The 13,429-nt window shown below is 59.0% G+C and carries 11 protein-coding genes and 3 pseudogenes; 10 read left to right on the top strand and 4 right to left on the bottom strand.

The window, feature by feature from the left end; translation table 11 throughout:
• Positions 1-801 precede the first annotated feature (801 nt).
• From BLV09_RS16215 to BLV09_RS16185, 7 genes and pseudogenes are all read left to right on the top strand, one after another.
• Complete coding sequence (locus tag BLV09_RS16215; RefSeq protein ID WP_146688051.1) at positions 802-2,418, top strand: oleate hydratase; 1,617 nt, start codon at positions 802-804, stop codon at positions 2,416-2,418.
• Positions 2,419-2,578: 160 nt separating this feature from the next.
• Entirely contained in the window at positions 2,579-4,894 is a 2,316-nt protein-coding gene (locus BLV09_RS16210) for an HAD-IC family P-type ATPase (protein ID WP_244549117.1), read from the top strand.
• Between the two features lie 66 nt (positions 4,895-4,960).
• Positions 4,961-5,663: pseudogene (locus BLV09_RS16205) on the top strand (VIT1/CCC1 transporter family protein).
• A 128-nt stretch (positions 5,664-5,791) separates the two neighbouring features.
• A complete protein-coding gene (locus BLV09_RS37700; RefSeq protein ID WP_174556547.1) occupies positions 5,792-6,400 on the top strand; it encodes a hypothetical protein in 609 nt (202 codons plus the stop codon).
• Positions 6,401-6,512: 112 nt separating this feature from the next.
• A complete protein-coding gene (locus BLV09_RS16195; RefSeq protein WP_146688049.1) occupies positions 6,513-6,956 on the top strand; it encodes a Spy/CpxP family protein refolding chaperone in 444 nt (147 codons plus the stop codon).
• A gap of 356 nt (positions 6,957-7,312) precedes the next feature.
• Positions 7,313-8,704 (top strand): bifunctional enoyl-CoA hydratase/phosphate acetyltransferase, encoded by a 1,392-nt coding sequence (locus BLV09_RS16190; protein WP_146688048.1) that lies wholly within the window; start codon positions 7,313-7,315, stop codon positions 8,702-8,704.
• Positions 8,705-8,833: 129 nt separating this feature from the next.
• A pseudogene (locus tag BLV09_RS16185) lies at positions 8,834-8,992 on the top strand (acetate/propionate family kinase); the annotation flags it as partial.
• A 138-nt stretch (positions 8,993-9,130) separates the two neighbouring features.
• On the opposite strand, the gene BLV09_RS16180 reads toward BLV09_RS16185, so the two are convergent.
• Both BLV09_RS16180 and BLV09_RS38815 read right to left on the bottom strand, forming a co-directional pair.
• Positions 9,131-9,313, bottom strand: coding sequence for a hypothetical protein (locus tag BLV09_RS16180; RefSeq protein WP_146688047.1), 183 nt, complete (start codon positions 9,311-9,313; stop codon positions 9,131-9,133).
• A 430-nt stretch (positions 9,314-9,743) separates the two neighbouring features.
• A pseudogene (locus BLV09_RS38815) lies at positions 9,744-10,046 on the bottom strand (tyrosine-type recombinase/integrase); the annotation flags it as partial.
• A 72-nt stretch (positions 10,047-10,118) separates the two neighbouring features.
• Between BLV09_RS38815 and BLV09_RS16170 the strand changes: the two are divergent.
• Positions 10,119-10,622, top strand: coding sequence for an NUDIX domain-containing protein (locus BLV09_RS16170; RefSeq protein WP_146688046.1), 504 nt, complete (start codon positions 10,119-10,121; stop codon positions 10,620-10,622).
• Positions 10,619-11,083 carry a metallophosphoesterase family protein gene (locus BLV09_RS16165; RefSeq protein WP_146688045.1) on the top strand — a complete coding sequence of 155 codons (465 nt, stop codon included), beginning with the start codon at positions 10,619-10,621 and terminating at the stop codon, positions 11,081-11,083. Before BLV09_RS16170 ends, BLV09_RS16165 begins: the two co-directional genes overlap by 4 nt.
• 21 nt (positions 11,084-11,104) lie before the next feature.
• Here the strand turns inward: BLV09_RS16165 and ligD are convergent, their stop codons facing one another.
• A complete protein-coding gene (ligD, locus tag BLV09_RS16160) occupies positions 11,105-12,052 on the bottom strand; it encodes a non-homologous end-joining DNA ligase (protein ID WP_146688044.1) in 948 nt (315 codons plus the stop codon).
• Positions 12,053-12,194: 142 nt separating this feature from the next.
• On the opposite strand from ligD, the gene BLV09_RS16155 reads away from it, so the two are divergent.
• On the top strand, positions 12,195-12,809 hold the full coding sequence (locus tag BLV09_RS16155) for a cell envelope biogenesis protein TolA (RefSeq protein ID WP_146688043.1): 615 nt from the start codon (positions 12,195-12,197) through the stop codon (positions 12,807-12,809).
• A 10-nt stretch (positions 12,810-12,819) separates the two neighbouring features.
• On the opposite strand, the gene BLV09_RS16150 is transcribed toward BLV09_RS16155, so the two are convergent.
• A complete protein-coding gene (locus BLV09_RS16150; protein ID WP_146688042.1) occupies positions 12,820-13,095 on the bottom strand; it encodes a hypothetical protein in 276 nt (91 codons plus the stop codon).
• Between the last annotated feature and the right edge of the window lie 334 nt (positions 13,096-13,429).

The raw sequence follows: 13,429 nt of genomic DNA, 5'->3' as shown, positions 1-13,429 counted from the left end.
CGCAGCGCTCATGAAAAAGATCAAAGTTTTTCGCATGGCGTTATCCTTTCGCGGATATCCAGGTGTGGGGATTGGATCGTTGAAGGATTTGAACTCTCTCCAAGAACGAAGTCGCTGGGGTTTGGAATGTTCCGGAGATGTCGTCACGCAGTCGACGCTAACGTCGGTGAACAGACTTGCGGCAAATTTCGCGGCGGAGCGAGCTGACCTCGGATATTTCAAGATCCGAGTGTGGCGATACTTGATACCGGCGATCTAGAGCCGCGCTGTGAGGCGACAGGGCGATCTCACGGTACCGGTTACGTCTAGCACCGGGCGGGAGCGACCGCATATAGCGCGGAATATTGCGCCGATGCTCGATAAGCTCGGCCTTGCTGCAGCCCCGGAAGTCCAGACGTCATCATTCGAGCAAGAGGCAACATGGCAGCCGCCTCTGTCGACGAGTCGCCGGGTGATGCTGGTGATCGAACCAGGCTGCCAAGCTCAGTATCTGAATCGGTGGTCAATTTTGTTCACGTTCGAAATCGGAATTTGACGGAGTAAACGGGACCGTTCGGCGCCGCGCCAATATTGGGAGGTGCTGTTCGACGCGAGTTGATTGTTGCTTCAGATGCTCTAGTCATCTCGGGTATTTGAGTAGTTTCCGAGTCTGTGCGCCGGCCGCGACCGGCCCTCTAATGCGTGCTATGGCCCAGCCATTCAGTGTTCAGAGGAATTGAAATCGCCAAGGCAATAGTCATTGTGCGTCATGTCAGGCACGATGGTCCAATCGCGCAGTCAACTAAACGCAGGCATCTGGATATGACAAAGGCAGTACACGCGGCGCAACATGTAACGATCGAGCCCAAAAATGCCGATCGCAAGGCCTATCTGGTTGGCGGCGGGATCGGATCGCTGGCCGTTGCAGCCTTCATGATCAGGGACGGCGGCGTTCCCGGCCGTAACATCACGATCTATGAGGCGATGCCGGTTTTGGGCGGTAGCCTCGACGGCGGCGGCGGTGCTGCAGAGGGCTATACCCTTCGCGGCGGACGCATGTTGACGACCGATAATTACGAATGCACCTGGGGGCTCTTTAAATCGATCGCATCTCTTGCGTCGCCCGGCAAGACGGTATTCGAAGAGACGATCGAGTTCAACGAGCGCAACGTGTCGCATGCCAAGGCGCGGCTTGTCGACCGCAATGGTGCCAAGGTCGACGTGACGTCGATGGGCTTCTCGATGCAGGATCGCATCGAGCTTGTTCGTTTGTCCGAGGCAGGCGAAGATGCGCTAGGCGCGAGCCGGATCACCGATTGGCTTTCGCCGCCGTTCTTTGAGACAAAATTTTGGTATATGTGGTCGACGACGTTCGCCTTCCAGCCATGGCACAGTGCGGTCGAATTCAAGCGCTACCTGCATCGTTTCATGCTGGAATTTTCAAGAATCGAAACCTTGGCCGGCGTCAAACGAACTGTCTACAATCAATTCGATTCACTGGTGCGACCTCTGGCAAGCTGGCTTGTCGAACAGGGCGTCAATGTCCTCACCGGATGCACCGTGACCGATTTCGGCCTCAAGACTGAGAAAGGTTTGACCGCCATCAATGTTATTCACTACGCGATGGGCGGCGAAAGCGAAACCATAGCGGTATGTGACGATGATCTGGTGTTCTTTCAAAACGGTTCGATGACCGATGCGTCCAGCTTTGGGTCGATGACGAGCGCTCCCAAACGCCTGACAAAGAATGATAGCCAGGGCTGGGCACTTTGGGAAAAGTTGGCCGACGGCCGTCCCGAGTTCGGTAACCCTGCGGCATTTAACACCAGCATCGCGGAATCCTACTGGGAGTCATTCACCGTTACGCTTAACAGCTCGGTGTTTTTCGACAAGATGGAGGTGTTCACCGGCAACAAAGCCGGGACCGGCGGCCTTGTTACGTTCAAAGATTCTGCGTGGCTGATGTCGGTCGTTCTCGCGCATCAACCGCACTTCGCCAACCAGCCTGCGGGCGTACAGGTGTTTTGGGGGTACGCATTGCATCCCGATCGCATCGGCGATTTCGTTCCCAAATCGATGTCTGACTGTACGGGAAAGGACATTTTGCAGGAATTGTGCGGTCACCTGAATTTCGATTTGGATGCTGTCGCCTCCGCCATCTGCATTCCCTGCAGAATGCCCTACATCACGAGCATGTTCATGCCGCGTGCGCTCGGCGACAGGCCGCCGCCCGTTCCCAAGAGCTCGAAGAACTTCGCCTTTGTCAGCCAGTTTGTCGAAATTCCGGAAGACGTGGTGTTCACGGTCGAGTATTCCGTGCGCGCCGCGCAAATGGCGGTTTACCAATTGCTCAACATCGAGCGTGAGGTGCCGCCCATCCTTCATCATGACAGGTCGATCAAGGTCAAACTGGATGCATTGATCAAAGCCTTCAAATGAAAACGACTCGCCTCTTGAATTACAGGCCTCTCCGCGCGATCTGCCCCCGTCATGCACACGAAAGGTCCCGATCCGTCTTGCGATGCCGCCACAGATGAGAACTTTGCCCTGGAGCAAACTATCTGCCGGTGCGGGACCCCCGGGGAAACGGAGGAGCGATTTGACTGATCTGTCCGGTGGTTTGACCACCAGCGAGGCTCGTGCACGGCTCAAAACAGGTGGTCCGAACGCCGTTGTCGATGTCGCCCAGCATCCCGTACGGCGTGCGGTGAACAAGCTGTGGGCACCGGTGCCCTGGATGCTCGAAGCCGCAATTTTGCTACAGATCGGCCTTGGGGATTATGTGGCGGCCGCGGTCGTCGCGCTGCTGCTTTTGTTCAATGCGGCCCTGGGATTCTTTCAGGAAGGCCGGGCGCAGGCGACGTTGGATGCCCTGAAGTCGAGATTGGCGCTGATCGCAGCGGTGAGGCGAGATGGGCAATGGACAACCGTGCCGGCGGCCGAATTGGTTCCCGGCGACGTTGTAAAGCTGTCGCTGGGCGCAGTCGTGGCGGCGGATATACGTCTGATCGAGGGATCGATCCTGATAGATCAATCGATGTTGACCGGGGAATCCCTTCCAGCTGAAGCCGTATGCGGAACTGAAGCCTATGCCGGCGCACTGGTTCGCCGCGGTGAAGCGACGGCGGAGGTCACCGCCACCGGCGCCCGCACCAAGTTCGGACGTACGGCGGAACTCGTCCGTACCGCAATGGCGGAAAGTTCACAGCAGAAGACCGTCCTGGATGTTGTCCGCAACCTGGTGCTCTTCAACGGTGCGGTGACCATTACGTTGGCGACGTACGCTTTCTGGATCGCAATGCCGCTCTCCGAGATCGCACCGCTTGTCCTCGTCGCCGTTCTTTCGTCCATCCCCGTGGCGCTGCCGTCGATGTTCACGCTGGCCGCGGCGGTCGGCGCACGCGCGTTGTCGCGGCGGGGCGTCTTACCAACGAGCCTGTCGGCGGTGGATGAAGCCGCCGGTATCGATATCCTATGCGCGGACAAAACCGGGACCTTGACGCGCAATGAACTCGCCGTGATGTCGGTTTGTCCGATGCCGACGTATGATGAGGCTCACGTGCTTGCTTTGGCGGCCCTGGCGAGCTCCGATGGCGGTCAGGATCCGGTCGATGTCGCCGTTCGGAATGCCGCATCGCGGACGTCCGCTCCCAACAAACTGGAGTTGGTTGCCTTCGTGCCGTTCGATCCAGCGGTGAAAAGATCCGAAGCGACAGTGCGGCAGGCAGACGGAGCGGTAATAAAGGTGCTTAAGGGCGCCTTTGCCGTGATTGCGGGTATGTCGCAATCGTCAACGGAGGCAACGACGAGGGTCGACGAACTGCAGGCCAAGGGCTTCAGGGTCCTTGCGGTGGCGGCGGGGTCTGCGAGCTCTCTTAAGTTGATAGGTTTGATCGCCCTGAGTGATCCGCCCCGGGCAGATTCAGCGGCTCTCGTCGCGGAGCTAAAAGGCCTTGGGGTGCGTACCATCATGGTCACTGGTGATGCGCAGGCTACGGCGGAAGTCGTGGCAGGTTTGGTCGGCATCAAGGGCAAGGTTTGGGCAAAGTCGCCGCTGCCGGAAGAAATTAGCGCAGGCGAGTTTTCGATTTTCACGGGGGTATTACCGGAGGACAAGTATCGTCTTGTCAAGGCGCTTCAGAAAGAGGGACATGCGGTGGGCATGTGCGGTGACGGCGCAAACGATGCGCCGGCGTTGCGGCAGGCGCAAATGGGGATCGCCGTATTTACGGCGACCGACGTCGCTAAATCTGCCGCCGGGATTGTTTTGACGGAGCCGGGTCTTGGAGGCATCGTCACGTCGATCAAGGAGGGCCGAAGAACCTTTCAGCGAATACTGACGTACACACTGAGATCAATCGTTCACAAAGTGGTACAGGTGCTCTTTCTGAGTGCCGGGCTCGTGATTACCGGTCATGCCATCCTGACACCGACGCTTATGGTGTTGATGATGGTGACAGGCGACTTTCTCTCCATGTCCTCTTCCACCGATAACGTAAGGCCGTCCCCCAAGCCGAATAAGTGGCGAATCCGCAACCTGACAATTGCCGGAGTCATCATGGGTGTGGTCGACCTGGTTTTTTGCGTGGCTTGCCTTGCGACCGGAAAGTTTGTGGTAGGCCTCGACACCGAAACATTACGTACTCTGACTGTGGTCACATTGGTGTTCAGTGGCCAGGCTCTTTTCTACGTGGCACGCGAAAGGGAGCATCTGTGGAGTTCACTTCCGGGACGATGGCTTGTGGTATCTTCGATAACAGATCTCTCGATTATCAGTGTCCTGGCCATAAATGGCTTCCTCATGGTCGCAATCCCGATCGGGATCATCGTCGGGGTATTCGCGGCGGCGATCGTCTTTGCTTTTGTGCTGGATGCGGTGAAGTCGGTTTTATTCCGTCGCCTTGCGGTCGTATGAGGTTTCGCGTTGACCCGCTGACATGAACAATCCAGCCACGGCGTCAGCGCAAAGAGGAAGCAGAAGATGGTTCGTCCCGCAAGACATGCCGAAGGTAATGCTGGTGGTCGCCTTGGTTGGCTCAGGGCAGCTGTTTTGGGAGCGAATGACGGCATTCTTTCGACGTCCAGTCTGATCATCGGTGTAGCAAGCGCGCATGGCACGCATCGAAGCATACTCGTTGCAGGGTGTCTCGGGACTCGTCGCCGGCGCGATGTCGATGGCTTCGGGCGAATACGTGTCGGTCAGTTCTCAATCAGATTCTGAGCTGGCAGATATCGCCCGGGAGGGCATGGAACTGCGCGAAAATCGCGTCGGAGAAACAAAGGAATTGGCTGACATCTACGTAAAGCGAGGTCTGGACACAACGCTGGCAATGACGGTGGCCGAGCAATTGATGGTTCACGATGCACTCGGCGCTCATGCCCGGGATGAACTTGGAATTTCTGAAATGACCGCGGCACGGCCGGCGCAGGCGGCATTGACATCCGCAGCGGCATTTTCGGTCGGTGCAATGCCGCCTTTATTGATCGTGCTCGCGACGCCGACAGGTTCCGAGACCGCAACGGTATCTGTCGCGTCTTTGGCATTTCTGGTCGTGCTGGGCGCCGTAGGAGCCAAAACTGGTGGGGGCAATACGATAAAGGCGGCAATCCGTGTTGCGTTTTGGGGGGCGCTTGCAATGGCGGTTACCGCTGGGATCGGCGCGATTTTCGGTACGCAAATCTGATGTCCAGCGCGTGCCGAGCGACGTGCCGCGGTTTCTTCGAATCCTTTTCCGTGCATCGCGGCTTGACGAAGGCCGCAACAATTTCTGAATTTGATAAACGAACGTCATGATTGGAGCCAAAGGCAGAATTGATCTCAACGGGCAGGCCGATCCCAGCCAAGACCGATGCTGCCCTCAAAGCGGAGGCAATGCTGAGGCAGCATATAGGTATTTTCCGATCCTTTCTCGCCAGTGTTGCGTTCGCTACCGATGGCGACAACGCACGATGCGGGCGTTTTTTTGGACAAAAGGATCGTCGGATGACTCTGTTGAAAGTTGCAGCAATCGTCGGGACCGGTTTGATTCTCACCGCGGCGCCGGCCTTGGCAGGACTGGTCTCACCAGCCGCTCCACAGGTGATGAAGCCTGACTCGCAAATAGAGCAAATTCGTTATCGTCGCAGCGTGCTTCCCGAAGCGCTTATTGGCGGGGTGATCTCCGGCGTGTTGGGTGGAGTGGTTGGCGGCAACTGCTATTTCAACGACTGCGGGTATGACAACGGCCCGTACTATGGCGGCGGGTATTACGGTGGAGGTTATGGCGGCGGTGGACGGCGCGGCGGATTCAGCCGTGGCGGTGGACGTGGGGGCGGGGGTGTCCGCATGAGTCATGCCGCTGTCGGTGGAGGACACATCGGTGGAGGACACGCCGGTGGAGGACATGCCGGCGGCGGCGGTCATGGCGGCGGCAGAAAATAACACTCTGAGGCCGCCGGTTAGAGCCTGCAAATGGCACGGCCAACGGCTTTCAGTTGAGAAGACATCAAATCGAATAAATCGCCAACAGTCCAATCCACTATAGGAGCAAGAAATGCGGAAGCTGAATGTTACGGTCCTGATCCTGGCGTCTGCGGCCTTTGCTGCTACTTTGAGCCCGGCGGGGGCCGCGCAAGATGGATCAGGCCGCGCGCCGTTTGAACGTCTTTGCGCCGAGAGGGGCGGACCGTCGCATCATCCTGAACTTGCAGGTCGGTTGGCAGAATATCTGGATCTGAACGATGCGCAAAAGGCTGCTTTCAAGGAATTCCACGATACCCGCAAAAAATCAATCGAAGATGCGAAGACCACTCTCTGCGCCAACAAGCCGGACCTGTCATCTTTCGAAGCGCGTCTCGTTTTTGGCCAGGCTTTCCTCGAAGCTCGACTCAACGCCTTGAAGGCGGAAAATCCGAAGCTGATTGCCTTTTACAACAGCCTCGACGTCCGGCAGAAGGAAAAGTTCGACCGGTTTCGCGAGCGTTCGGGCCGTGAATGAGATCGACGCCTTCGATCGCCGCATGCGGCACTGGAGACGCTTCATCCTGACCCGTCATCAACAAGACCAGACCGACTGACGTTATTGGTCGGCCTGATCTCGTCGTTACATACGATCTCGCTCGCGCGATGGCGGTACAGTACCCAGGCGGTCCTGTTCCGGTCAACTTGCGACAGTATCTTGCGCATCGCGAACAACGGGGCCGTCTCGATTTTGCGGTCCACTCGTTTGCCCACGCGCGGAACGAAGACCTGTACAGCCGTCTGATGGGTCCGGCGAAAGCTACTCTTAACGGCAACATCGAATACGTCAATGCCGACTATGACATCGTTGGCCGACGTGAGTTCGGAGGCGGAATGCAGCGCATCGAAAACAAGACGTTCGACGAGATCAAGCCAGGAGACACCGCGAGCCTGGTCCGAACGCTCACCCATAGGGACATCGAGCTGTTTGCGATCATGTCAGGGGACGTCAATCCGACCCATCTATACGATGCGTTTGCCAGGAGCGACATGTTTCACAAGGTGGTGGCGCACGGCATGTGGAGCGGAGCGCTGATCTCTACCGTGCTCGGAACGCAGCTCCCCGGTCCGGGCACCGTCTATGTCGACCAGTCTCTGCATTTTCGCGGAGCCATTGGCCTCGGTGACGTCATCACGGTCACGGTGAAGGCGAAGACCAAGGTCGAACAGACGCACCGGATTATTTTCGATTGTCTGGCCGTCAATCAAAATGGCGAGGAGGTCATCACCGGTACGGCCGACGTCATCGCGCCGACCGAAAAGATTTCCCGGCCCGGTATAGTTCTTCCCGAGGTCGAATTACGGCAGGCGGGACGGCGCTATGAACTCCTGATCCAGATGACACACGGCCTTGATCCAATCCGCACGGCGGTTGTTCACCCGGTCGACGCGCCGTCGCTGCTCGGTGCCGTGGAAGCTGCCCGCATTAAACTTATCACACCCGTGCTGGTCGGGCCGGAGCTCAAGATCCGCGCCGCCGCGGCGCTGGCCGAGCTCGATTTGGCGCCTTACGAGATCGTTCCGACGGAGCACAGCGAGGCTGCGGCCGCGCAAGCCGTCGCCATGGCCCGCGCCGGCGAGGTCGAAGCGCTGATGAAAGGTGCGCTCCACACGGATGAACTCATGCATGCCGTTGTCGACGGCGAATGCGGCCTGCGGACCGCCCGGCGCATCAGCCATGTCTTTGCGATCGATGCGCCAGACTACCCCAGGCCGATCTTCATCACCGACGCCGCGATCAACGTTTACCCCACACTGGCGGACAAGCGAGACATTATCCAAAACGCGATCGATTTGGCGCACGCCTTGGGCATTCCGGAACCGCGCGTCGCGATCCTGTCTGCGACTGAGGTAGTTACTGAAAAAATCAAGTCCACCCTCGATGCGGCGGCACTTTGCAAGATGGCTGATCGAGGCCAGATCACTGGCGGTATTCTCGATGGTCCGCTCGCCTTCGACAATGCGGTCTCGGCGGAATCGGCCAAGACAAAAGGGATCAGTTCGCCAGTTGCCGGCCGTGCCGACGTCTTCGTAGTGCCAGACCTCGAATCCGGCAACATGCTGGCGAAGCAACTGGAGTATCTCGCGGAAGCGCAGATGGCCGGGATTGTGCTCGGAGCACGCGTGCCGATCATTCTGACAAGCCGCTCCGACGGGACGCTCGCAAGATTGGGATCCTGCGCGATCGCGCTTCTGCTGGCGCGTCACAAGGGCGCTAAACCGTGAGTGACGGTATGTTTGTCCTGAATGCCGGTTCGTCGAGCATCAAGTTCTCGGTTTTCCCGGGTCATGACCAGCCAAACCGGCAGGACATCATTTGCGACGGCGAGTGCGAGGGCATCGGGCATCGCGTTCAGCAACGACAATCCATCTGCGAAGGAAGCGGTTGCCCTGTTCGTGTACCGTATCGGGCGCGAACTGGGCTCGATGGTTGCCGCCCTCGGCGGAATCGACGCGCTGGTCTTCACCGCAGGTATCGGAGAGCACGCAGCCGGGATTCGTCGTCCGTCGTGCTGCCGAGGGGGGCGTATTGAATGCCCTTGATTCCGAGATTGACGCGTTACTTTCACAAGGGGGCCGTTAATGACGACGGGGTTTAATTTTATTGAAGCTTATCGGGCGGCCGACCCTTCGGCATTGCCCGCGATCGTCTCAGCACGCGATCAGGCGTTTAAGCTGATCCGGCCAGCCGTGGAAGACATAGATCGTGTGCACGATCTTTGCCGGCTCGCCTTTCATGGCAGATTTACCTTGAGAGGCCCATTCGAGACATTCGGCCTCGCGGGGTGATAGCGCCGCGCCGATTGCACCTACAACTGCCGAGAGGGGATCCATTGCTCGTCCTCGTTATTTGCAGCCGCTAGAGCTTCTCATGCCTCACTTGCTCGCGAAAGCTGTGTTCCGTCGCATTTCGTTCACGAGTGGAACGCGATGATTTCTCATATGTGAGTGCTCTGATCGCGTAAGTCACGGCTCAGCGAGGTATCGATGATCGTACGTGAGAGATTTTGATGAAGGAGGCGGGAGGTGCAGCACAAACCACTCACTAGCCGAGACCACATCGGAGCACTAGCCGAACAGACCTGTCGACCATTCCGACAACGGGAAATTCCCTAGTGGCCTCAATTCCCCGGAAGGCTGCAAAAGGTCGGAATGGCCCTTGCAGGGATTGCGAAATTTTGTGACTTTCAAGCTGAATACGAGGGTTCGATTCCCTTCACCCGCTCCAGATGAGCGCTTCACCTCTCCAAGTTTTCGGTGCCTGTTAGGCCACCCGCGCTGAACTGATTGAGTGGAGTGTTTCCGGCTTCAGGTGAGTGTAGCGGCGCAGCATTTTCCAATCCTTGTGCCCGGTGACAAGTGCGACCTGTTCAATGGAAAACCCAGCCTCGAAAAGACGGCTCGTTCCTTCGTGTCTGAGATCGTGGAAATGGAGATCTTTGATTTTCAGTTTGCCGCATTCACGCCGAAATGCCGTGCCGACCGAACGTCCGTTGTAAGGAAAAATCCGGCCTTCGCGAATATTTGAGAACCGTCCTTGCTCCTCAATGATCTTGCATGCGTCATAGTAGCCAAACGTCGCGTCTCAGATCCTGCGCCGTTGCTCGGCCCTCGATTTGCGTCGCAAAATAGGAGCGATATGGCAGCGCTGACAAAGACCTCCAAGCGATCGACGTTGAGCGCGGGCATTCTGGCCTACCGGAAAGGCGCTCGCGGGCTCGAGGTTCTGCTCGTTCACCCCGGCGGTCCGTTCTGGCGGAGGAAGGACGATGGCGGCTGGTCCATCCCGAAGGGTGAAATCGATGCCGAGGAAGATCCAGAGCAGGCCGCGCGACGTGAGTTTGCCGAGGAACTCGGCACCAGCGCCTCGATTGGTCGGCTGCAGGCCTTAGGGGAGGTTCGCCAGCGAGGAGGGAAACGCGTCATCGCATTCGCCGGAGAGGGCCATTTTGACCCGGCGGCACTGGCGAGCAATACGTTCGATATCGAATGGCCGCCCCGAAGCGGTCGGCGGCAGAACTTTCCCGAAGTCGACCGCGCGGAATGGTTCGATATCGAATTCGCACGAACGAAGATGCTGTCCGGACAAATGGAGCTTCTCGATCGTCTTTTGGCGATCGCGGGTGAGAGCGCCGGGAAATGACGTTCAAGATTGGAATCATTTCGGACACGCACGGCCTGTTGAGGCCCGAGGCGGAACGACGCCTGACGGGCGTCGATCACATCGTTCACGCTGGCGACATCGGGCGCCCCGAGATCGTCGACGCGCTTCGCCGGATCGCGCCCGTCACCGCCATCCGTGGAAACGTGGACAGCGGCGAGTGGGCCCGCGAATACCCCGACACGAAACTCGTGCGCCTGGCGGGAAAGTCGATCTACGTTCTGCACGACCTGAAGACGCTGCAGGTCGATCCCGGCGCCGGCATCGACGTGATCGTCTCAGGGCATTCCCACGTACCGAAGATCGACACGGTCGGCGGCGTTCTCTACCTGAATCCCGGCAGCGCGGGACGGCGGCGCTTCAAACTGCCGATCACGCTTGCGACGATCGAAGTCACGCCCGAGGGCATACGACCGGAAATCCACGACCTTGGAGGCGACTGAACCACCGCCGCGGTGGGATCGCTATTTACGTGAACGTTCTCGTTCGCGCACGACATCCTTCGCCCGCTTGTCGGACCTGAGTCCGAGGTAGACGGGCTGGCGCAGTTCGCCCTTGCCCGTCCATTCCGCGAATTTGACCTCGGCAACCAGCGAGGGCCTGACCCAGGTCGTGGCGGCCTCGTCCTTCACTTTGGCAGGAAAGGGTGATTTAGAGACTGTCAGCTTCACGAGTTTGGTATGGAGCTCTTCCAGGACCTTGTGGCTGAAGCCAGCGCCGACATGTCCGATGTAGCGCCATGCGCCGTCTTCCCGCACGGCGAGGACGAGGGCGCCGAAGAACGGCCTGGTGCGCCTGGGTGCCGTGAAGCCCGCGATCACCACTTCCTGTCGCTTTGCCGTCTTGATCTTCAGCCAATCCGGGGTTCGGCTTCCGGACGTATACGCGCTGTCGGCGCGCTTCGCCATGACGCCTTCCAGACCCTTCCGCTCGGCCTCGACGAAGAATTTCGTACCGTCTCCTTTGCGGTGAGGGCTGAAGGTGATCAGCCTGTCGCGCGGCAGGATCGCCTTCAGCCGCTTCTTGCGCTCGAGGAGAGGCTGTTTGCGCAAGTCCACTGCGTTCTCGAACATGAGGTCGAAGGCGCAATATAGGAGCTTGGCTTCATGGCGCAGCGCGTTTTGAAGCAGCGGGAAATGCGAAACGCCGTCCTTTCCGATCGCGACGAGTTCGCCATCGATCACGGCGTCGCCCTTCACGCCCTCCAGTGCTTTGGCGACCTCCATATAGCTGCGGCTGATGATCTTGCCGTTGCGGCTGTAGAGCGCAACCTTGCCCCGCCGGATTTCCGCGATCATCCGGAAGCCGTCGTACTTGTCCTCGAAAACCCAGCCGGGATCGTCGAACGGTGCGTCGGTGAGCGTAGCGAGCATCGGCTGCAGGCGCTTGGGCAGGGGCGACGTCCGGCTCATTCGAGGCCAATCCTTAAGAGCGCGTTGCGAAATGCATGGACGTCCTTCAAGGATTAGGGAACGCTTCGAGGTCGCGTCGTGTTCCGCAGGCCCCCGCGGCGTGGGCGACGTTGACGATCGATCGGGGGGGCGGATCAGGCCGATGGCCAGAAAACTGAAAACCTATCAGACTTCGCTGGGCTTCTTCGATCTGGCGATCGCCGCTCCGTCGATGAAAGCGGCTCTGGAAGCGTGGGGGGCGGACAGCAATCTCTTCCACCAGGGCGCGGCGAAGGAAAGTGTCGATCCGGACATCGTCGCTGCGACCATGGCGAAGCCGGGCGTGGTGCTCAGGCGCCCGGTCGGATCCGCCGGATCCTTCGGTGAGCATGCTGAGCTGCCCACCGATCTTGGCGACCCCGGGCCAACGAAGGCCACCTGCAAGTCGAAAGCCAGAACAGCAAAGCAGCCTTCCTCTCGCCCCATCGACAAGGCGGCGGAGCGAAAGGCCGCGCTCGCCTTCGAAAAGGGGCAAAAGCGGCGAGAGCGCGAACGGGCGAGCGAAGAGGCCGCGAGGCAGAAGGACCGTGAACGCCGTCAACAGGCGGTCGACAAGGCGCAGGCTGCATTGAACAAGGCCGAGCAGGAGCACGCGAAGCGGGCCGCGACCATCCAGACCGAGGTTGAGGCTCTCGAGAAGAGATCGCAAGCCGAACAAGCCCGCTGGGATAAAGAGAAGGGGCGATTGGAAGCCGCGTTACGGCGCGCGCGGGGTTAGCTAACGGCTTTTAATTGCCCTTCAAATCAGGAGGGCATTCTGGGCAGGTATCACCGATCGAGTTCAACACGTCGCGAACCTCGGCCGCCGCTGCGTCAGGGGAGACGCCTGCCGGCGGGTCTGCGCGGGCGATATCGACGGCCCGCTCCCAGGCGTGCGGATCGGCGCGGTCCTGCATCCAGCCGTGCGCCTCGCACGGGCGGATGGCACCAGCTTCCTGGAGCACGTCAATCGCCCATCCGCGCATCGTCCGTATCTGCGGTCTTCGTTCACGTGTCATCAGCATGGAAATACTCCTGATAACGGCGAATCGTTTTGGCTGCGATTCGTTCCGGCTGCTAACACATGGCTGGGATTCGCAATGGCGGGAACTCAAGATTTGGCGTTTTATCGCACGCGAACTCTCCGCTACAGGTTACGGGCTAGGGGGATGGCTGACGGATCGCGGAATTTGCCAGCGGGACCTTGCCTCGCGCGGCGGTGATGAGTGGAAGAAGCGATTTTCCGATGCTTCCGATCATAGTTTAGGTCGCGCAGACAAACGCTCCCGAGGAAATCTCCAAGGCCTCCAACCCTAGGTCTTCTCTTCCGTTTGTGCGTCCGGCACGGGCCGGACCGGG

Origin of the sequence: Bradyrhizobium canariense, assembly GCF_900105125.1 — a bacterium.
In the GTDB taxonomy this organism is placed as follows: Bacteria; Pseudomonadota; Alphaproteobacteria; order Rhizobiales; family Xanthobacteraceae; genus Bradyrhizobium; species Bradyrhizobium canariense_A.
This window is presented reverse-complemented; position numbering and strand designations above follow the sequence as displayed.